Source organism: Paenibacillus sp. sg306046 (assembly GCF_059821225.1).
This window is the reverse complement of sequence record NZ_JCAMRT010000034.1, coordinates 13,541-34,730: the sequence shown is the minus strand read 5'-3', so window position 1 is coordinate 34,730 and position 21,190 is coordinate 13,541. Positions and strand designations below refer to the sequence as shown.

The window sequence follows — 21,190 nt, the reverse complement described above, 5'->3', positions numbered from 1 at the left end:
ATCTAAATCATAGAAGCAAAAAACGTGCCCCACGCCAGCGGCGGATGAGCACGTTTCTATTTTTCATTTGCCCGGGCGGGCGCTAAGCTCTGTTCGCAGAGCGCAAAACCGCGCTGAGAATGAGTACAACGATCACCGCGCCGACAAGCGCCGGAATAATGACAAAGCCGCCGATGACCGGGCCAAAATTCGGCATCAGCCAGGAACCGAGCCAGGCGCCGACAAAACCGGCAACAATATTGCCGATCACGCCGCCCGGAACGTCACGCCCAACGAGCACACCGCCGAGCCAACCGATTCCGCCACCTACAATAAGGGACCATACTAATGCCATCCTGTTCTCCTCCTTCGTGAGCTGCCGGATGCTTGCTGCCCAGCCGCTGCTTGGTTGCTACATCATTGAATACCCGCTGGGCTGTTTATTTAATCAGCGCTTGCGCAGTCTCATGATAACGACTGCCGGGAAGGATCGAGTACGTCTTTTTTTACCTAGCCTTAAAATAATCGTCAGTTTCCAAGAGTCTGTGCATTAATGAACGAATCGTGTTGCTTCGGCAATTGAAGAAATCCTAATTACATTTATAATAATACACAAATGTGATCCATCAAGATGCTGCTCTAGTATCCTTTTTGATGGCGAAGAAGTTGCGGATGTACCTCCCTGTCCTGATGTTCAAGACATCCTTGGTCGGTTCATTTTTGGCGAAGTTTTTTAATATTTTTTACAGGAGGAATTAAAATGGAAAAACATTGAAGAAGTAAGAAATGGCGTTATTTTTCCGGTGGGCGAGAAACATGAAGCGTTCGCCCAATATGTTGTTGGGCAAAGCTATCTGAAAACCTTAGTTTCCGACCCTAAAGTGAATGTCGGTGTTGGAAACGTGACCTTTGTACCTGGATGCCGGAACAACTGGCATATTCATCGCGATGGTTTTCAATTTTTATTAGTAACTAGCGGGGAAGGTTGGTACCAAGAGGAAGGAAAATCGGCTCAATTGTTAAAGGCCGGTGATGTTATTGTCACCCATGATGATGTCAAACACTGGCATGACGCTACAAAAGACAGCTGGTTTGAACACATTGCAATCACTGCAGGGACGACAGCCAACCACGGCTGCCGTTGCTATACCGGGAGGGACGTACCCTGGAGCGTCTATGAACAAAGCCGTTTATAATCTTGACGGTAGGGACACTTTTTTTGTTTACAAGTTATTATTTTCTGCTTCCTACACTACCGCTGATTATCAAACAGATAGGCGGCGGCGAGTCACAAATCGGTCTGGCTGTGGGAGCATTTATGCTGTCCGCTGTTGTTTTTCGCCCATTTGTAGGAGGACTGCTGGATCGGTTCGGCAGACGCCAATTTATCATTTTGAGACTGCTATTGTTTACTTTCGCCATGTATATGTATGACTGGGTCGGCGGTATAGCCGTTCTGTTGGGAATCCGAATGTTACACGGCTTGGGTTGGACATTTTCTACAACAGGGATGATAACTGCAGTAACGGATATGATTCCTGCGTCGCGTCGCGGGGAAGGCATGGGATGGTTTAGCACCTCTATGACTCTAGCCATGGCGGTCGGGCCCATGATTGGCATTTGGCTGGTGCAAACCGGTTTCAGGAAAACTTTCGGACCGGCTTGGTGAAACAATTATCATTATCCCGTCACTTATGATCTCGATTTTAGCTCTTGTTGTTTTCAGCTTTTCTACCGGGCAGCTTGGCTTGCTCTTTTCAGCTGTCTTATACGGGATTGGATTTGGTTCCGTCCAGCCAACCCTTCAAGCTGTAACGTTACGTCCTGCCCATCCCGAACGTAAAGGAGTCGCAAATGCTTCGTTCATGACCACAGCGGACCTTGGCATCGGACTTGGCGCAATCGTCTTGGGCTGGGTTTCTCACTATATGACCTATAGATCTTGTTTATGGTTAGCGCCGGTTCTGTTACTGTCTCCTTAATGGTCTTTTCATTTTTTGTAAAACGTCTGCGAACTGCAGAGCGCCAGTCTCCTTGAAATTGGAACTTGAGGACTATGTTCACTGGTTTAATCATCACCGCATTCACGGGACACTTAGTATCTGACGCCTGTTGAAGCGTTTCCGTCATACACATCGACATGGAGGGGAATTCAATCGTGATCTCACCTGACAAGCAAGTGAATATCCGGGCGGAGCAGCTGACCGATGCGGAAAGCGTGTTTCATCTTCATTACGAAGCATTCGGCGGCCGGGAGGATGAATCGCGTCTAGTAGAGCGAATCCGCGCCTCGGCAAAATTTAGATCTGAGCTTTCGCTGGTCGCTACCGGCCAGGAAGGCCGTCTGATCGGCCATGCGTTGTTTAGTAAAGCGGAGGTTGTGGATGAAGGCGGTCTGCATCATGAGGTCATCGTGCTGGCGCCGATCGTAATTGACCCGGCTGACCAGAAGCAAGGCGTGGGAGGCGCACTTATTCAGGAAGGGCTGCGTCTGGCGGCGGCAGGCGGCTGCTCGCATGTGTTTCTGATCGGGCATCCGTCGTATTATCCCAGGTTCGGATTTGAACCGGCGCGGCCGCTCGGCTTTCAGCTGACCCAATTTAGGGTACCTGACGAGGTGTTTATGGTGCATGTACTTGATCAGAGCTCCCAGATCAAAGGCGAGCTGCGTTATCCGCCGGCTTTTTTTGCATAAACCAGTTTCGCAATAAGTTAACCCGAACTTTGATATGCTCCCCTTTAGATAGACAGGCGAAATAATAAAGCCTGTGTATCAAGGGGAGCTTTCGTAATATCAGGTTAGCCAGATATTGCATCACATAAAAATTAAGGAGGCTGATTTAAATGATCAGATATCCTTCTTTAAAAGAAGGAGCAACAATTGGTGTAACAGCGCCCTCGTCAGGAGTAAAAGTCGAATTACACAATATTCTCAGACTTTCATTCAACCGTATGGAGATGAGGGGATTCAACGTTGCTTGTGGAGAAACGGTTTGGACTCAAGAAAAGGCAAAGTCTTCGCCAGCCAAATTACGTGCTACTGAATTCAATGCAATGATGAGAGATGATCAGATTAGTATTATCATCCCACCTTGGGGCGGCGAACTTTTAATTGAAATTCTGGAATACATTGATTTTGAAAATTTTAAGCCTAAGTGGATGTTAGGTTATTCAGATACAAGTGTATTATTGTTAGCCATAACCTTAAAAACAGGCATAGCAACTGCTCATGGTACAAATCTCATTGACTTAAGAGGAGATTTCTCAGATAAGACAACTGCAAGGTGGCAATCTGTCTTATCAACTAAATCTGGCGAATCCGTCATCCAGCATTCATCTGAAAAATATCAAAAAGAATGGAAACACTCTGATCCTTCGCCATGTGTCTTTCATTTAACAGAACAAACCTATTGGAAAGTTATTTCAAATCATCATGTTAAAATGCAGGGTCGTTTACTTGGCGGGTGTATTGATGTGATAAGACATTTAATTGGCACACCATTTGGTAATGTACAGCATTTTCAAAAACATCATATAAATAATGAACCTATTCTATGGTATTTAGAAAATTGCGAACTATCGACAACTGATTTACGCAGGTCGTTGGTTCAAATGAAATTAGCAGGTTGGTTTGATAATTGTACGGGTCTTCTATTTGGAAGAAGCGCTGCAAATCAACCAATTGATAATTATACAGCGGAGGATATTTACAAAGAACTCTATGAGGAATTGCAAATTCCCATAATCTACGATATTGATTGTGGTCATATTCCACCACAGATAACTTTCATAAACGGGGCATATGCCGATATTGAAGTAGAAGACGGCAAAGGTTCCGTTAAGCAATCCTTTAACCAGTAACTACTCCATTCTCTATAAAGCGATAAAAAGACAGCCACTAGACTATCTTTTTATCGTTTTATTAGGCGCAAAAGTGCTAGTGTAATTATTTCATGTAGAGGCCCTGGAACACTGCGGCTCGGTTATTGTCTGATTTTGTTTTCAGAGGTTGTACGTTTTATTCGACACTCCGGTTCCGAAATTCGTGTTCTAAAATACTCATTCTTATGGAATCGTGGTATCCATGGTTATAGTAAAGTAGCTCTCTCTGGATGCCTTCCTGTATAAATCCTATCTTCTCGTATGCTTTTATGGCTCTTTTGATTATAGGAATACACATTTAGTTATCGTGTTCACCCTCTTGATGTTTATGATGACTGGAAGAAGGAAACGCGGTGGCGCAGGAATACAAGCAGGATGACCAAGCGAAAAGCCAGTAAACGGCAACGTCGCACGTCGGAGCGGCGGATTCGTCGCATCCTTCTCAAATCCCGTCGATGCTATGGAGCTCCCAATGTAGCAAAAGAGCTTCATAAGCAGGGCGTGCGTTTATCCGGAAACACGGTCGCTCGGATCATGAAAGAGCTGGGTCATATCAATTATAAATATGGGCCGCAGACCGGACCACCCGCTCCAGCAGCCGGCTGCCGTATACTTGCTCCAGCGCAAGCTCCGGCATATGAATGTAGCCAATGTAGCAGTCGCAGCACGCCATCCTGCACAGCCGCTGCTTCGACAAGCCTTGCAGCCCGTCGCGGTACAAATGCCCGATCACCGTCCGATCCTTGTAGCAGCGCTTCACCAAGCCCGGTCCCTGCACGAAAAATACATCTTGCCCTGTCCGGCATACATGTCCTCGGCTGTCATAATCGGCTGCATTCCTATCAAATAACGGGTCAATCCCCCGCAGCAGCTCCAGCTCCGGCGCAGTGTAATAATCCGGCTTATCCTTAAAGGCGTTTACCCACATATACACGTCCGGCGGCAGCGCCGCACGCAGCGATTGCAGCGCGGCAAACGCGCTTCGCACCCCGACCGAGCCGACACTGAAAGCGATGCCGCGGCGATGCAGCTCCTGGCATTGGGCGAGAAATTTCGCCTCCTGCGTCTGTCCCGGATGATACGTGACCCAGAAAGCCGCCGTTGCCGGATTCAAGCCGTCTGTCCAGTCGAGCCGGGCGGATAAATTCGTCTGAATCGCCACCTTGTCGATATGCGCCAGCCAGGACAGCTCGACCAGCGCTTCCCGGTACCACGCATGGGTCAGTCCTTCGCCGTACGGATTAAAAAACAGCGACAACGTATGCCCTTCAGCCTCCTGAAGGCGAACCCAGTCCACAAACGCGCGCAGCTGGGCGCGGTCCTTGGCCAACGTCTGGGCGGTGTCCACATTTTTGCTAAACGGGCAGTACGGGCAATCGTAGTTGCAGGACGACAGGCTGCCCCGGTAATAAATCGTCGCCTTCATGCGAAAACAAACCCTTCCATCCGTTCGCGCATGGCCGGAGTAATGAGCCAATCGCCGATCGCATCGGAGTACGCGAGTCCTTCATCCGTCAGCCCCAGTACGCCTGCCTCCAGGACGGCCAGCCCGGCCTGCAGCAGCACGTCCAGCTCCGGCTGATCGTCCAGCGCTTCGCTGCCGAAGCGCGCCCGGTAGCTTGCCAGCTCCAAGCCTTCACGATGCAAGATGGCCTTCAGTACAAATCGGCGCTGCTGCTCCGCCACGCTCAGCTCGATACCGTAGTCCGCGACATCATGCCGCTCGGCCGCCACATAATCGGCGATAATACTCGCCGTAGCTCCCTTGCTGACCGCGTAGCGGGACGCATAATGGAAGCGGCGCGTATACGAGCGGGCGCCGCAGCCAAGCCCGACCATGCCTTCCTCCTGGCAGCCGTAAGGCAGCAGCGCCTTGCCCGAGCCGCTGTCCGCTCTGGCGAACCGGCGCATCGACGACTGCTCGTAACCGGCAGCCTTCAGCCGGTCGCGGGCGGCGCTGTAACAGGCGAGCCGCAGATCCGTTTCCGCGCTGCGCCGAATATCGCCGGGCTTCACAAGCGTATGCTCCCGTGTGTAAAGCGGGTACAGAAAAATTTCCTCCGGCTCATAGGCCAGCGCCCGCTCCAGCGAATACATCCAGGACGCGACCGATTGACCCGGCAGACCATAGATCAGGTCCAGATTCAGCACCGGGAAGCGCTGCGCCTTCAGCAGTTCCAGCGCCCGCTCCACCTCGTGAGGCTTCTGGGGACGATAGATCGCTGCCGCTTCACTTTCGACGAAGCTTTGGATGCCCATGCTGACGCGGTCTACCCGGCGGTCGACGAGCAGCTGCAGCCGTTCGCGGGTGACCGTCTCCGGCGACGTTTCCACCGAAATCGAGGCGCGGTCCGGGTCAAGCCCCATCACCCCCTCGGCGACGTCAAACAACCGCTCCAGCAGCGCAGGCGCAAGCAGCGTAGGCGTCCCGCCGCCGATCGCAAACCGCGCAAACGGCTTATGGGCGACATGCGGCGCCCACTGCCGGGCTTGCCGCTCCAGCGCATCGACATATTGCTCATGGGCGCTTGTCCGCTTGTCCGGCAGCGTAAACAGGTTGCAGAAGCCGCAGCGCGCGCCGCAAAACGGAATATGCATGTACAGAAAAAACGTTTCCGCCGGCTCTCCGCTCCACAGAGTCGACAGCGGCAGCGGGGCGTCAAACTCCCGGTAGCTTGTCTTATGCGGGTACGCATACAGATAGGAGCGGTACGGTTCTGAGCGAAGACCTTCTTTCCACTCCTCAATCGACAGGCCGTCGGTCATCGAGGCTGCCTGCCTGGCATTCAGGGACGGGCTCATCATCCGGCCGTTCACATCCTTTCCGGCGTGAAGCTCACGCCCTTTCGTTTTTCGTTGTCAGTGTCAGGCTCACTACAGCCGGAATTCACGGTACGGAACATTCCAGACGACCTCATGGGCCAGCCGGTGGCCATGGTAGCCGTCCTCGCCGTAAGCGGTGCCGTGATCGGAAAAAACCATGCAAAATACCGGACGCTCGCGTTGCCGGAAGGCGGTAAATAGCCGCCCCAGCTGCCCGTCCGCATAACGCAGCGCCGCCCGCTGGGTGTCCACGGAATCCTGCTTCGCGCCCGGCACAAAATAATGGTTCGGCCCGTGAATCGCCGAGACATTCATAAATAGAAACAGCCGCTCCTGCGGTCCGGCGCGGTCCAGCAGCTTGAGCGCATGATTCACCTGGTGCTCCGTCGAGCGCGGATTCGTCACGCCGAAGGTCATCCGCCAGTAGCTTTCCATGAAATAACCGGGCAGCACCCGCGCGAGCGGCACCTTTTTCGTGAAAAAAATAACGCCGCCGATGCAAATCGTCCGGTAGCCCTCCGCCTGCAGCCCGGACACAAGATCCGGCGTATCAAACAGCCATGTATGCGGATGCGTCGGCAAGCCGGTATTTCGCGAATGAAACAGCCGCACATGCGACGGCTTGTCCGTGTTGGCCGGCGTCGGCAGAAATCCGCCAAAAAATGCATGGTGCGCCGCATACGTGAAGCTGCCCGGCGTATGACGTTTCTCCCACACGCCGTCGCCGCATAGATTCGGACAAAAAGCGGCTTCCAGCATGGCCGCATCATAGCGCAGCGTATCCAGCGTGATCATCAAAAGATCGTGGCTGCCCACGATATCGTTCATATTAGTCGTCAAGCTTCCGACTCCCTTCCTTGGCGATCCGGTGAATCAAGGCCGCTGCGGGGAGCAGCGCTCCTACGGCTTAACAGCTTAACAGCTTAACAGCTTCACAGCTTCACAGCTCCATAACCTCTTAGCTTTCGGTAGGTTAGCTTTAGCCTCCAGGCCTTTCGACTTCTTGGCCTCTTAGCTTCTTGGCCTCACAGCTTCAAGCTTCATGAGCGTCGCCGACTTTGCCTCTCACAGATTCACCGGACGTTTAGCGGCCCATCGCATAGGTTATGCGACTGCCCTGCTCCCTCTCTGCTCCCGCCCAGCCGCTGCAGCTGCCAGGTGTAAGGATCAAATCCGTGGTAGGTCACCCGGTACAGCAAATCGCCGAACGGATTGACGTCCAGCACGTACGGCTGATTCGCATGCGAGCCGCTGCCGAGCAGCACATCAACACCCGCAGACTGCGACTGCGGAAATGCGGCCAGCGCCTGCTCCGCACAGCGCTGGACCGCGGCTTGCACCGCTTCGGGCAAGCCCAGCTCGTGCAGGCTCATCCGCTCGCTGCGCAGATGCAAATTCGTAATCGGCGTGCGGCTGACGCGGGCGACGCTGTGACATGCCTCTCCGCCTACGACCAGCTGTCGGATATCAAAGGTCCGGTCGTCATAGGATGCCTTGGCCATCCATTGCTCGACATGAGCGCCGTGACCCAGCAGCCAGTCAAGAAGCAGACGGATCGTCGCGGAGTCCGTGTAACGGCGCGGCTTGATCGCATTGTAAAACAGCGGCGGTCGCGTCACCTGACGCTCGACGCCAAGCGTCGTCACCGCCACCTCCGCGCCGGTCGCCGGATGCAGCTGGTACGCCACCACCCCGCAGGCGCCGGAACCGGCCGCCAGCTTCACAAATACCCGATGCAGCCGCTGCGCCCGCATCGCCTCCTGCAGCGCGGCATAGCCGGTCAGCGCTGCCGCCGTTGCAAGCGGCCGGGGAACCGGCACGCCTGCCTCGGTCAACACGCGGCTTGTATGCCGCTTGTCAAACATCGCCGCCAGCTCGGCAGGCGGGTGATGCCAGCGGGCGGACGGCAGCCGGTCAGCCAACTGCTCCAGCCGGGCGAGCAGCCGCCCGTAGCCGCGAAACCATTGGGACGGATGCACGAGCCGTCCCCGCTGCTCTATCAGCGCCCGCGCCGAACGGGCGGACAGCGGCTGCGGATCGGCTGCGCCTATATAGGGCAGCAGCCGATCATCCTGCTCGTCGCGCTGGCTGTCAGGCGCGCCAAGCGCGATCAGCTCGCGTTCGACCGCAAAGTCCTCGCCAGGCGAATCGAGCCGGATATACAGCGATCCGTCCGGGCCAGGAGCGGAGCAAGCGTCCGCACCCCATCCGTTTCCCTCCGTCAGCCGCCCGGCTCTCTCCACTTCCCGTTCGCTTCCCTCAGCCAGTCGCCCGGCTCTCTCCACTTCCCATCCGCCAACCGCCGACAGCTCATCGGCCAGACGCGGCAGCGCATCGCTGTCCTGCAGCAGCTCCAGGTACGAGACGACGCGGGCGGGCGGCAAGCCGAGCTTCGCGCGAGCTTCCTGCAAGCCTGCCGTACGCCGGTTGTCCGGATTGCCGATCAGCAGCATCTGATGCATCGTTATTCTGTCAACGCCGGATACCGGTAATCGTCTTCTTCGGCATCCTGCTGGTCGCTGACATCAACCGACAGTCCTGACTGCTGCCAGCGTGCAACCATGTCATCCGTCATATAATGATAGCTCAGATCCAAATGCTGCAGCTTGCGCACCGCTTCGCTTTCCAGCAGCGCAGCGGCGCCTTTGTCCGTCAGCGTGCCCATTGACAGGTCCAACGTATGAAGCTGCTCCACAATCGGAGCGGTTGCCAGTGCGATCGCGATTTCATCTTGAATTTCGCTGTCCTTCAAGCCAAGATACGTCAGCTTGGGGAACTTGCCCGGCTCGATCAGCGGCAGCACATCGTCCAGCCCGCCGTTAAAGCCGTAACCCTCCACGCCGAGATACAGCTCCAGCTTCGTCAGCGCCGGGAACTGCCCGTTCGCGATGGCGGCCAGCACGTCGCGGCTCAAGCCGCCACAAATAATAACCAGCTCCTCAAGCTTGTCATGCGCTGCGGGCGAAAGCTCCAAACCCGTGCTTCCCTTAATCGTCAAGGAGGTCAGCTCCGGAAAGGCGGTCAGCAGCGACCCCAGATTCGATTGCATAATCCAGGAAACCTCACATTCCTCAAAGCCCATGTCACCGATAAACAGCTTGCGGAGCTTCGGGAATTGTTCCTTCAAGCGGATTAGCGCTTCGACCGTCTCTGACGAGTCATTTTCATAGGCTCCACCCCAATCCCCGATAATGAGACTGGTCAGCTCCCCGCGATCCGGTCCTGCCGCCAGTTGCTCCAGCTGCGTGCTTAACTTCTGGCCATCCTCATACTGATCATAGTCGATCGAAAGTTTCACTTGGCTCACGTCCGTTCCTCCCTGCCATATCTTGTATGAATCCTCTTACAACTTCTACTATATACGATTCAAAAAAAGGAGTGCAACTGTTCGGAGGCGACAAAGGTCTTGTCCCTGCACACGCGTCTGCTTCTCCGCTACACCTGCCTTTTCTTTGAAAGAGCCCCTTTCATGCCGATGGATGTGGCAGAGAGCCATGGCGGTTTTCTGCGATAGCTCTGTCGTACCTCTGCCGTAGCATGGTCGGCAACTTGCCAGCGGGTCGCGTCTAGCGGGAATAGGGAAGCAGACGATTCAACTTTGATTCAACACTAATTCAACAATTGAATCAACAAATGCTTCAACAAATGAGTAAGGCAGGTCAACTGAATGCCCTCAGAGAGGATTGTCCGCTGACAGAGGACTCTTTCAATGATTTGTCTTTCGTAAAGTGGACATTGGGCAACTCCTTTTTTACCGGGTAGGGATGCATTTGAACTCTAGATATTGACGCTTCAGATTCGCAAGAGGCTAGATATGGTCTAGATTTGGACAGGCGGGCGGCTGGAGAAGGGAGAGAAAATGTCCATCCTTTAAAAGACATGTGTCCACTAAGCGAAGACACGAGCACACCAAAAAATACGCTTGTTGAAGCTTGAGCCATCCGAATCTAATGAAGTCAAGCGCCCACGAAGAAGCCCGATGTACAACCCAAAGAGGCCCGCCCATATTTACGGGCCGACCTGATCCTCAGCTTACCCTGTTGGTTTACCCTAACAGCCCCGATCAGCTTTCCAACAGCGGTTGTCAGCTTTCCAACAGCGGTTGTCAGCCTTCCAGCAGCGGCTGTCCGACATATTCACCCTCGCGCAGCCCGCGAGGGCAAGCAAACATCGCACTTGCGACAGGGGCAACATATTCGTTCAGCGCATCCTGGTTTTGCATCAGCCGCAGCATCGGAATGAACTGCTCCTCCGGATTGCGCTGGTAGCTGAGGAACAGCAGCCCGGCATCCATATGACCGGTGCGGGGGTCTATCCCGTCCGTATACGAATAGGCGCGGCGATGAATTTGCTGGCGCGATTGCTTCGCGAGCTGCACATGGGAGTTGGCCGGCTGCTGCGCCTCATCCACCTTGTCGAATTCCTGCTGCTTCCCGTAGGCCGCGCCCGAGTCCTTGTACCGCCCGAACGTATCCTCCTGGTCGGACAGCGGCGTCCGGTCCCACACCTCCAGCAGCATCCGGATTTTTCGGTACGCCATATACGAGCCGCCCGCCATCCAGCCCGGCTCGTCCGCTCCGGCCCACACAATGTCCTTGTAGCCTTCCGCATGATCATGCAAGGCGTTGGCCGTACCGTCCTTGAAGCCGAATAAATTACGCGGCGTTTTGCCTGCCGTGGCGCTGATGAAGCCTTCCTGCAGCCATTTGAGCGAGGCATAGCCGGTGGACAACCGAATCAGATTACGCACAGCGTGAAAAGCGACCTGCTGATCGTCGGCGCATACTTGCACGCACACATCGCCGCCTGACAGCGACGAGTCCAGGCTTTCCCGCGCCATTCGGGGAATATCCCGCAAATAACGGGGCGACTGGGCGGCCAAGCCGTAACGGTCCTTCCCGTCGAGACTGAACAGCGTTGGGCCGAAGCCAAACGTCACCGTCAGCCGAGCGGCAGGCAAATCCGCCGTCTCCCCCGTATCGCTGGGCGGCAGCAGCTTGTTGTCGCCCGACTGCATCGTTCCCCCGCGGGTCGTCAGATCGGTAAACCGGGTCCAGTCGCGGAACAGCCGGATGATTCCGGCTCGGTCAGCGGCTGTCAGCCGAAAGCTGGCGAGATACATATACGTCTGCTGCGGCGTAATAATGCCGGCCTGATGCTCGCCATACAGCGGAATTTGCGCAGCTTCGCCTGCTTTCGGCGTCGTCTCCGCCTCCTGGCGGAAGCCGCCCAGCATCGCCCCCACACCGGCGGCTCCCAGCGCAAGGCCCGATCCGGCGACAGCGGACCATTTCAGAAATTCACGGCGCGATAATCCGGCTTGTCTTGATGTCGGTTCCATTAGCTGTGCCTCCTCCGGCTGCTACAGCAACGTAGCGGACTGGTTCATCAGGGTGGACAGCTGTCCGAGCTGGTCGCTGATTTGCCGGATTTGCTCCGTCGTCAGCTTGTCATACGTCATATATTGACCGTCCTTCTGGTAGTTCATCAGCATCGCTTCCATTGCCATAAACTGCTTGTCGAGCCGGTTGCCCAGCTCCGGATTTTTCTCGTTCAAGGCCGGGATAATCGCCAAATATACGGTTTTCGAGCCGTTCACATTCGCTGCGAGATCCACTAGGTCCGTGCGCGAGTACAGCTCCTCTTCACCGGTAATTTTCGACGTAGCCGCTTCGTTCAGCAGCTCCATTGCGCCTGCGACCATCGCCTTCGGCTCCAGCTTGAGCGACTTGATCTGCTTCTGCAGCTCCTCGGTATCGGCAATGAGCTGATCCGCGTATTTTTCCTGGCCTGCAAGCGACTTGTCCGCCCACAGCGCGCGTTCAATCCGGTGGTAGCCGGTCCATTCCGCCTCATTGTCCACATCGGCCAGACGGGCGTCGATTTTCGGATCAAGTTCGCCGAAGCTTTCGGCAATCGGCTCGATCGTTTCGAAGTACACCCGCGCCTTCACGTATTCCTGCTTGGCCAGCTCGATGTTGCCTGCCTTGACGGCGGCAGCGAACGTTTTTGTTCCGGCGGCCAGCTTGTCCGCATAATCGTCCACGAACACCTTGTAATTGGCGACCGCCTTGTTCAGCAGCTCCGACGTGCTCGCTGTCGTCACCTTCGCGTTTTGCAGCTTGACCAGCGACTCCTGAAATTTCTCGGCCGTCACGGTTAGGGCGGGGAAATCGACCTTATCGAAAGCTGATGCGGAGAAAATCGGCATTTCATATTTCTCTACCTCTGTATATTCGAGCGGGAACGTCTGGCGCACCGTGTGCTCATACGAAATCCAGATGTCATTGATTGATTTGCCCAGACGTTTGACTTCAGCCGCATCCTGTTTTTTGATAGCCTCTTGCAGCTTGGTAGCTTCCGCCTGCAGCTTGGCTGTGCCTTGCTGAATCGGGCTTTTGGCGTCGGCCGCAGGAGCGGGAGCGGCTGCCTGCTCCTGCGGAGCTTTGGCCGGAGCCGACGCTCCTTCCTTTTGCGCGGGCGCTGCAGGTGCAGCAGGTGCGTTCGTGCAGGCGCTGAGCAGCAGCAGACCGGCAAGCGAAGCGGATGCAAGTGTTGCAAATGGTTTTAACATGGTCATCATTCCTCCGTTAATGGCGGATGTCCGCCTGTAGCTTATGAACTTATTGGAAAGCCGTTCCGTTTGCGGGCAAGCCGCTGTGCTGCAAGGACCGTAAGGCCTGTAACAGCAACGAGCAGCTGCGGCAAAGTGCTGTACCAGGACGGATACAAGCTGATCGACACCAGCTCAGGCAAATAATCCTGCATCGTCGTCGGCAGCACACCGGCCATCTGCAGGCTGTGAATACCGGACCCCATAAATTTGAAGCATAAATAAAACACGATGATGCTTGACAGCAGAAACACCGGACGTACCGGAAGTCGTGCGCCCGCTTTAAGCATAACGACGGCGCCGACCGCCAGCGTGCCGAAGCCGACGGCGATTCCGGCCGCCAGCTCGCCTCCGGACATTTTACCGGCCATGCCGACCAGAAAAATGACGGTCTCCAGCCCTTCGCGGACAACTGCAAACAAAGCAAGCAGCGCCAAACTGGTTAGCTTCCCGCCGGACAACGCCTGCTCGCTTCGGGAAGCAAGCATCCGGTTCCAGCGCTGTACGTCGGCATGGCGGTGGAGCCAATGGCTGACGTACAGTAGCAGCACGCTGGCGAGCACTCCGGTCCAGCCGTTGATCAGCGAGTTGTTGCGGCCAAAGGCGTCCGATGACATAAACAAGACGACCCCGAAGCCGACGCCGACGCTGATCAGTACCCCTGCCGCCGTCCCTCCGGCTACCCACCGCCTGCCGGCCGCAGAGCCGGACTTGCCCGCATACAGCATCAGCGCGCCGATCACAAGCAGCGCCTCCAGCCCTTCCCGAATCGGGATCAGCGCAGCATCCCACCAGGAATATTGCGCTCCGGCCAACGGAGCAAGCGCGGCGATCATCCGCTCGGCGACTTCCTTCGCCTGAGAACGCTTGTCTGGACTTGTCAGATAGGCGTCCAGCAGCACCAGATCGCGCTCGGACGCGTTATACACGCTTTGCGACTGGCTGACGATATCCCCTTCTACGGACAGCCATTGCTGCTGCAGCCGCTTGATCTCGGCATGCGCCTCCGTCCATTGCTCCCGCTCAATAAGGGTCGCCGCACCCCTGAGCTTGAGCATGTACGCATCCAGTGTCATCTGCCGCTTTCCGTCATTGTCGATATAAGCGCCGTCGCGGTAATTCACCAAGGAAAACAACAGCGTATCGGTAATCTCCCTCGCTTTAGCGATATCCTGATTGAGCAGCGACAAGGATAACCCGGCAACCTGCGTATCAATCTCCAGCGCCAGCGGCAGCGAAGCCTGCTTGACGGCCGCTTTGTGGGTCGTCCACCATCGCTTCATGGTGCTGAACGTACGGGCTGCCTGATCCGTCTCGCCCCGCTCCAACGAACCCTTCAACTGTTCGGCAAGCGTCACGACTCCGGCTGCATCCACCGGCGGCGATACCGCAGACGCAGCCTGCGATTGGGCATCAGCCATAAAAAAAAGGCCTGATGCCATCAACCACGCACAAATTGCCGAGAGCAGCCAGCGCCGAGCTGGACAGTCTGGGCCCCACATAGGCTCATCCCCTTATCACCTTCACTATTTAATTGAAAATGATTCTCATTATTACAAATGAATTATAGGATGGCCCCTTGCTCTTGTCAATGGCGAAATGATGACAAACCTAACGAAAAGCGGACCTGCGTCCAGGTTCCCGCAAGTCCGTTTCAATCCTTTTCATTCCCTCCGTCCCCCGTCTCCTCAGCCAGCCGAGCTGCCGGTCGCCCGCAGCGCCTGTCCGCAGCGCGGACAATAACGTGTTTCCGGCGGGCATAACGTGCCGCAGGCTTCGCATTCCAGCAGCTGCGGGCGTACCTTCTCCGCCTCCCCGCCGACTGTGCGGTCCGCGCTGAACGCCGGATTCAGCTCCGCCAGCGCTCGCAGCTCCTCCCGCGAGCCGGAGCGGATCAGCCACAGCAGCAGCAGCACGCCCAGTACGCCTGCGCCGCCCATAACGGCAATCCGCAGCAGCACGCTTTCCAGATGGTAGTCCCACAGTGTATGCAGCACGATGCTGGCAGCCAGCAGCCCGGCCATTTTCATCCAGGCAGCCGCTCGCCCCCGCTGCCCCGCCGTCCGGCTCCTGGCTGCACCGGCCCAAATGCCGACAGCTGCGATTGCAGTCCACGTGCCGTGACCGAACGGCGACAGCAGCGTGCGAACCCACAGCACGGCCAGCATGCTGCCGGTCGAGCTTGCAGTTAGAAACCGCCAGCCGTAAATCATGCTTTCCAGCGCCGCAAACCCCATGCCGACGGCTGCTCCGAACACGACGCCATCCATGCGAAACCGCTGCTGCCGCCCCCGCAGAAATACATAGACGACCAGCAGCTTGCACGCTTCCTCAATAAGCGCGACCCCCAGCGGCAGCTGGAGCCGGGACAACGAAGCCGCAGCCGTCTCCACGGCCGGAAACAGCAGGCGCTGCTCCAGCAGCAGCGCCAGCGGCACCGCAAGCGCCGCCGATGCGGCAAACGCCGTAGCGAGACGGGCCAGCCGGTAGCCAAGCAGTTGGGAGCCGCGCGCGTAGGCGACAAAAACAACCGGACCGGTCAGTCCCCCGGTCAGCAATACTGCATACACCCAAACGGCCCCGTCCAGCCACGCCGCCAACAGTGTCGTCGCCAGAAATAAGCCGCCCATCACCAGCAGCGCATCAATCCAGCGCTGCTGGTGCGGCAGCGGCGGCCGCTCGACCGGCGACGCGCCAGTACCCGATCCGCTGGCGGCCTGCGCTCGGCCCGGCTCAGCGGGATCCTCCCACCGTCGGCTCGCCTTCTCCGCCAGCTCCGGTCTGCGGATGCGCAGCGCCGCCAGAAACTGCGTCCGTATAGGCGCGTACTGCTGCAGCAAAAATCCGAACTCCTCCCGCCCCATGACGAGGAGCTGGCCTTCGTCCAGCGCAGTAATGGTTGCGATGCATGGAATATCAGCTAACAGCGAAATTTCTCCGAAAAAATCGCCTTGTCGCAGCACGGCAAGCCGCTTGCCGCCTGCGCGCACCTCGAAGCTTCCCGCCCCGACGGTGTAAAACGCCTGTCCTTCCTCCCCTTCACTTACAATGACCTCTCCCGGTTTAACCGTGCGCAGCGTCGTAATTTCGGCCAGCCCTCGCAGCTCCGAATCCGGAATCGCGGACCAGATCGAGGCCTTGCCCAACGAGCCGTGAATGCTGCGGATTCTCGCTCCGAAGGTCATACGCTCATGGAAAGCCGGACTGGAGGCGGACAACGCGGCGAACGCTGTCCGGTCGAGCCGCAGCGCGGTTACCTCGCCGGCAGCAGTCACCGTCGCTGTACGCCGTTCACTGGAAAGCAGCGCAATTTCACCGATCAGCGCCCCTGCCCCCAGCACAGCCAGCAGTACGCTGGAGCCGTTCAGTCCGCGCGCCGTCACCTGCACCTCGCCGGACATGATAAACAGACAGTGATCACCGGCTGCCCCTTCCCGGATCAGGACTTCGCCAGGCTCGTAGCTCGCCTGACTCATCGTTGCCGCTGCGGCTGCCAGCTCCTGCTCCGGCAAGCCCTGCAGCAGCGAATGCTCGCGCAGCAGCTCAACAATTTGCTCACTCATCCTCAACCAACCTCTCTCTCCGAGCGTTCCCATACGCAAACGGGAACCCGCTCCGGCAGGTTCCCGTCCCTTCCTGACTATGCACTTGTATTATCGCATATTGCCGATAATGCTGCTGCGCGCGTCTTGTATTTTTTTCGCCGAATTCGTGATGATCTCAAAGGATTCGGTGCGCTTGTTTGCCAAGCTTTGCATCCTAAGCATATCCATCTGCTGCGCGCTGTTCAGCGAATCAATCTTGCCGCGAACCTGTTCAATCGCTATCTCCAGATCCCCGGCAGTCGCTACGGCCCTTAGCCCATTCGTACTCAGCTGATTTTTGATGCCCTCGGGCAAATTGACCGGCTTTTTAGAATCCGTACCATCGGGCCGTAAGTTTTTCAGCTCATTAAGCAGCGTATTCATTTTTTGAATATCCGCATTGCGAGCCTCAATCGTAGCCATCTGCGTCTTGATCTGATCCTCCATCAATTTGGCCCGCTCCGACTGCACCGCCATCAGCGCAGTTTCAAGATCCACCGTCTTGAGATCCGCTCCAGCCCCCACCGCGTTGCTCGTGCCTTGCCCAAGCGCCTGCTTGACGGAGCTGTAAGCCGTATCATTCAGCATGATGCCCGCACCGGCCGCTACGCCAAGCAGCAGCGCTCCAATTGTACCTGCAATCGTCTTCTTATTCATGTGAAAGCCCCCCGAAAGCTGATTTGGTTGTCGATGTCCACAGTATTCCGTACTTCTGTGACTACTGCCTCATCTTATCATACAGCTTTCCGGATTACTGTAGCTTCTCACACAAAATGCAAGCTTTAGGCACCCGACCACGCTATGCTTCAGGTCAGCCGGTCAGCCCGGCGCTGCGCTGCGGGATGAAGAAGGCCTGCTCCACATCGTTTGCAGACAACGGGCGGCTATAATAATAGCCCTGAATTTCCTTGCAGTCGTTCACCATTAAAATATCGAGCTGCTCCTTCGTTTCGATGCCTTCCGCGATAACCTCCATATCCAGATTTTGCGCCATCGCAATAATGGTCGCCACAATCGCTTTGTCATTATGATTGGACGCAATATCCTGAATAAAGGAACGATCAATTTTCAGCTTATGGATCGGGAACAGCTTCAGATAGCTGAGCGAGCTGTAGCCCGTCCCGAAATCGTCCAGACTGATCCGGACGCCCAGCTTGGTCAGCTCATTCAAAATCTGAATGGACACCGAAGGGTCCATCATCATGCTTTCCGTAATTTCCAATTCCAGAAACTCGGGGCTGAGGCCCGTTTCCTGCAAAATTTGCCGGACATAGCCGACCAGATTCGTTTGGTGAAATTGCTGGGAGGAAAGGTTGACCGACACCGGTATAAGCGGCCCCCCGTCATCATGCCACAGCCGCATCTGCCGGCAAGCCTCGCCCAGCACCCAGGCGCCGATTTCATTAATCATGCCCGTCTCCTCGGCGATCGGAATAAACGTTCCGGGCGAAATGACGCCCCGCTCCGGATGCTTCCACCGGACCAGCGCCTCGACGCCGATCATGGCCCCGTCCTGGGCCCTGATTTGCGGCTGGTACTGAAGAAACAGCTCCTTGCGCTCGAGCGCCTTGCGCAGCTCGCGCTCCAGCTCGATTTTTTCCTGCAGCTCCGCGTACAGCTCATTGTTATAGAAATGGTAGCGGTTTTTGCCCTTCTTTTTCACCTCGTACATCGCCGTATCTGCATTTTTCAACAGCTCCAGCGCTGTTTGCCCATGCTCCGGAAACAAGGCAATGCCGATGCTCGCCGTTACATAAAAATCATTTTCCTTCAGCCGGTACGGCAGCTGCAAATCCGTAATGATGCGCCCGGCCAGCTCAGCCGCCGCTTCCTCACTCGTATTTTCCATCAGCAGCGTAAATTCGTCGCCCCCGATCCTGGCCAGCACCGCATGTCGGCCGGCGACGGTTTTGCTGATCCGTTGACTCATTTCGCACAGGAACATGTCGCCATACGTATGGCCGAGCGAGTCGTTAATGTTTTTGAAACGGTCAAAATCCATGACCATCACCGCGAAGCGCACGCCGTTCTCCTGCGCAGCTGCGAGCGCCAGCTCCAGCTCCTGGTTGAATTTCCTGCGGTTGGGCAGCCCCGTCAGCTCGTCATGAAACGCCAGATGATGAATCTGCTCCTTGGCCTGCTTCTCCTCCGAAATGTTGCGGATAATAATATAATGCCCGACCAGACTGCCTCCGATTTCCAGCGGCACATTCATCACATGCAGATCAACTCGCTCGCCTGATGTCGTTTGAATCTTGGTTTCGTAGCTGTGCTTTTCCCCGCTGGTGCGAGCCGACGAATCCAGCATCTCAAGCGCCTTCGATTTATATTCCCCGGTAAGCGCATGAACGAATTCCTCCAGCGGGCGGTGAACGAAGACGGAGCTGTCTACACCCACGATGCGGGAAACCGCCGGATTCACGGCCAAAATCCGAAGCCCCAGGTCAACCGTAATAATGCCGTCCTTGTTGTTGTCATGCAAAGACTTGTACATATTTTGATTTTCAATTAAAACAAGCTCCTGCTTTTCGAACCTTCTGGACAATAACAAGCCGAGCAGGGAAAGTCCGAGCGCAATCACCGTGCCGAACGCAATCAGATAGGCAAGCGACTTGGGATCAAGCTGCGTCGGAGAGAAGCGGGCCGCCTTCTCGCCCAGATGAAATTCCGCCGCCCCCATGCCCGTGTAATGCATCCCGGCAATCGCCGCGCCCATCAGAAGACCGCTGCCAAGCTTCTTCCAGCCTTCCCCGCGCCTGTCCTCCCGGCGAAAATAAAAAGACAGCGCCAGCGCCGCAAGCGAAGCGAAAATCGCGATCAGCACGGAAAGCGCAACGAGCCCGCTATGGTAGGTAATGTCAACCTGCATGGCCGCCATCCCGATATAATGCATCGCGACAATGCCGCTTGCCATCAGCAGGCCGCCTATCAGCCAGCGCTGCCAGGTGACCTGCGGCGTCGCCACCGTATATAACGCGACCCAGGAGGCCGCGATGGCCGCGACGACCGATATAAAGACAATCAGCGAATCGTAGGCGACCGGAATCGGCAGTGAAAATGCCAGCATGCCGACAAAATGCATCGACCAGATTCCCAGTCCCATCGCGGCCGCGCCGATCGTCATCCAGATATGCCGCGTCCGGGAGCGCGCTTGACTGAGACTTCCCGCCAGGTGAAGCACCGTATAGGAGGTTAACACCGCAACGATATACGAAAATACAATAAGCTCCCAATCATAGGAGCCGTGAATATGTTCCATCGAGTTCCCTCTCTTCATTTGTCTGCCACTCTATCATAATTGCATTTGACCAAAATTGCCAATTGAAATAGGCCCGCTAGCACAATTTTATTTCCCCTTGCGGTAGTACAATGGGGCATGTCCGGTAACGGACTTGAACACGCGGCCAAAATGCGTGACACTGCCGAAGCCTACCTTTTTCGCAATCAGGCTGACTGGCCAGGACGATTGCTCCAGCAGCTTGGTCGCCTCCTTCACCCGGACGCTGTTCACGTATTCCACAAAGGTAAAGCCCGTCGCCTCCTTGAAAAAACGGCTGACATAATACGGACTGACGTAAAACGTTTCGGCCAGCAGCGGGAGCGACAGACTCTGCATGTAGTGAACGTTAATGTACCGGACAATCTCGGACATCCGCTCATGCATAGGGCCGGGCGCTTCAAGCGGCTCCATCCGGTGCTGGCGGACATGTCGGCAGCAGATGATCAGCAGCTGCAAAACCAGCGTTTGCGCGTACATCTCGAAGCCTGACTTTCGCTCACGCATCTCCTGTACAGCCGTCCGGGTCAGCGCCTCGATGGCCAGCCTGTCCTGCAGCGCGCAGCGCACAACCAGGTAGTCCTGCTCGAACAGCGGCTGCAGCGCTTCCCGATAGGAGCCGTTTACCGAAGCCAGGTAGCTTTCATGGATATTGACGATAAACCGTTCATGCTCGGGTTGGTCGGCATTCGTCGTCCGATGCAAAATACTCGGAGAAATCATCACGACATCGCCCTCGCCGATGACAATCGTCCGGTCCTGAATAAAAAACGTCCGCCTGCCTGACATCAAGTAATAAATTTCATAGGTGCTATGAAAATGATTGGCCGGCATATGATGGCTAAGCGCCTCCCGGTGGGAAACCGAAAAGGTATCCAGGCCATTCTCATAATGTACATATCCCATCCGCTTCGCCCCTCTGTGCGTGCTCTTTCTTGATCTCTATTATACGCTCTCTTTATAATTCCGCAAAATATAAGAGGAACTTGCGTTTTACCGCAAAATATGTACATTTTTTCGTGCTACGATACA

The 21,190-nt window shown here is 55.9% G+C and carries 18 protein-coding genes and 2 pseudogenes; 7 read left to right on the top strand and 13 right to left on the bottom strand.

What is annotated here, in order from left to right; all coding sequences use genetic code 11:
• Positions 1-82: 82 nt before the first annotated feature.
• Positions 83-334: a GlsB/YeaQ/YmgE family stress response membrane protein gene (locus AC6ROY_RS23540; protein WP_500103011.1), complete on the bottom strand. Its 252-nt coding sequence runs from the start codon at positions 332-334 to the stop codon at positions 83-85.
• 448 nt (positions 335-782) lie between these two features.
• On the opposite strand from AC6ROY_RS23540, the gene AC6ROY_RS23535 reads away from it, so the two are divergent.
• The 7 genes and pseudogenes from AC6ROY_RS23535 to AC6ROY_RS23505 all read left to right on the top strand — a co-directional run.
• Complete coding sequence (locus tag AC6ROY_RS23535; protein ID WP_500103010.1) at positions 783-1,175, top strand: cupin domain-containing protein; 393 nt, start codon at positions 783-785, stop codon at positions 1,173-1,175.
• Between the two features lie 2 nt (positions 1,176-1,177).
• A complete protein-coding gene (locus AC6ROY_RS23530) occupies positions 1,178-1,648 on the top strand; it encodes an MFS transporter (RefSeq protein ID WP_500103009.1) in 471 nt (156 codons plus the stop codon).
• On the top strand, positions 1,593-1,961 hold the full coding sequence (locus AC6ROY_RS23525; RefSeq protein WP_500103008.1) for an MFS transporter: 369 nt from the start codon (positions 1,593-1,595) through the stop codon (positions 1,959-1,961). The genes AC6ROY_RS23530 and AC6ROY_RS23525 overlap by 56 nt, the downstream gene beginning before the upstream one ends.
• Before the next feature lie 52 nt (positions 1,962-2,013).
• Positions 2,014-2,141 (top strand): annotated as a pseudogene (locus AC6ROY_RS23520) (IS3 family transposase); the annotation flags it as partial.
• Positions 2,138-2,674, top strand: coding sequence for a GNAT family N-acetyltransferase (locus AC6ROY_RS23515; protein WP_500103007.1), 537 nt, complete (start codon positions 2,138-2,140; stop codon positions 2,672-2,674). The pseudogene AC6ROY_RS23520 and the gene AC6ROY_RS23515, both read left to right, overlap by 4 nt.
• Positions 2,675-2,823: 149 nt before the next feature.
• A complete protein-coding gene (locus AC6ROY_RS23510) occupies positions 2,824-3,840 on the top strand; it encodes a S66 family peptidase (RefSeq protein ID WP_500103006.1) in 1,017 nt (338 codons plus the stop codon).
• A gap of 396 nt (positions 3,841-4,236) precedes the next feature.
• Positions 4,237-4,398: pseudogene (locus AC6ROY_RS23505) on the top strand (IS3 family transposase); the annotation flags it as partial.
• A gap of 16 nt (positions 4,399-4,414) precedes the next feature.
• Here AC6ROY_RS23505 and AC6ROY_RS23500 read toward each other — a convergent pair.
• The 12 genes from AC6ROY_RS23500 to AC6ROY_RS23445 form a co-directional block, all read right to left on the bottom strand.
• On the bottom strand, positions 4,415-5,287 hold the full coding sequence (locus AC6ROY_RS23500) for an STM4011 family radical SAM protein (RefSeq protein ID WP_500103005.1): 873 nt from the start codon (positions 5,285-5,287) through the stop codon (positions 4,415-4,417).
• Positions 5,284-6,663 (bottom strand): STM4012 family radical SAM protein, encoded by a 1,380-nt coding sequence (locus tag AC6ROY_RS23495; RefSeq protein WP_500103020.1) that lies wholly within the window; start codon positions 6,661-6,663, stop codon positions 5,284-5,286. The genes AC6ROY_RS23500 and AC6ROY_RS23495 overlap by 4 nt, the downstream gene beginning before the upstream one ends.
• A gap of 72 nt (positions 6,664-6,735) precedes the next feature.
• Positions 6,736-7,512 carry an STM4013/SEN3800 family hydrolase gene (locus tag AC6ROY_RS23490; protein ID WP_500103019.1) on the bottom strand — a complete coding sequence of 259 codons (777 nt, stop codon included), beginning with the start codon at positions 7,510-7,512 and terminating at the stop codon, positions 6,736-6,738.
• 245 nt (positions 7,513-7,757) lie between these two features.
• Complete coding sequence (locus tag AC6ROY_RS23485) at positions 7,758-9,146, bottom strand: STM4014 family protein (protein ID WP_500103003.1); 1,389 nt, start codon at positions 9,144-9,146, stop codon at positions 7,758-7,760.
• A gap of 2 nt (positions 9,147-9,148) precedes the next feature.
• Entirely contained in the window at positions 9,149-9,991 is an 843-nt protein-coding gene (locus tag AC6ROY_RS23480) for an STM4015 family protein (RefSeq protein ID WP_500103002.1), read from the bottom strand.
• A gap of 798 nt (positions 9,992-10,789) precedes the next feature.
• The gene (gene efeB / locus AC6ROY_RS23475; RefSeq protein ID WP_500103001.1) at positions 10,790-12,025 is read right to left on the bottom strand and encodes an iron uptake transporter deferrochelatase/peroxidase subunit; all 1,236 of its coding nucleotides are present in this window, start codon (positions 12,023-12,025) and stop codon (positions 10,790-10,792) included.
• Between the two features lie 21 nt (positions 12,026-12,046).
• Positions 12,047-13,258, bottom strand: coding sequence for an iron uptake system protein EfeO (gene efeO / locus AC6ROY_RS23470; RefSeq protein WP_500103000.1), 1,212 nt, complete (start codon positions 13,256-13,258; stop codon positions 12,047-12,049).
• Between the two features lie 41 nt (positions 13,259-13,299).
• Positions 13,300-14,718, bottom strand: a complete 1,419-nt coding sequence (locus AC6ROY_RS23465) for an FTR1 family iron permease (protein ID WP_500102999.1) — start codon at positions 14,716-14,718, stop codon at positions 13,300-13,302.
• A 267-nt stretch (positions 14,719-14,985) separates the two neighbouring features.
• Positions 14,986-16,860: a cyclic nucleotide-binding domain-containing protein gene (locus AC6ROY_RS23460; RefSeq protein WP_500102998.1), complete on the bottom strand. Its 1,875-nt coding sequence runs from the start codon at positions 16,858-16,860 to the stop codon at positions 14,986-14,988.
• Between the two features lie 90 nt (positions 16,861-16,950).
• Entirely contained in the window at positions 16,951-17,538 is a 588-nt protein-coding gene (locus AC6ROY_RS23455) for a hypothetical protein (protein ID WP_500102997.1), read from the bottom strand.
• Positions 17,539-17,692: 154 nt separating this feature from the next.
• Complete coding sequence (locus AC6ROY_RS23450; protein ID WP_500102996.1) at positions 17,693-20,140, bottom strand: putative bifunctional diguanylate cyclase/phosphodiesterase; 2,448 nt, start codon at positions 20,138-20,140, stop codon at positions 17,693-17,695.
• Between the two features lie 87 nt (positions 20,141-20,227).
• Positions 20,228-21,064, bottom strand: a complete 837-nt coding sequence (locus AC6ROY_RS23445) for an AraC family transcriptional regulator (RefSeq protein ID WP_500102995.1) — start codon at positions 21,062-21,064, stop codon at positions 20,228-20,230.
• Positions 21,065-21,190: the final 126 nt, after the last annotated feature.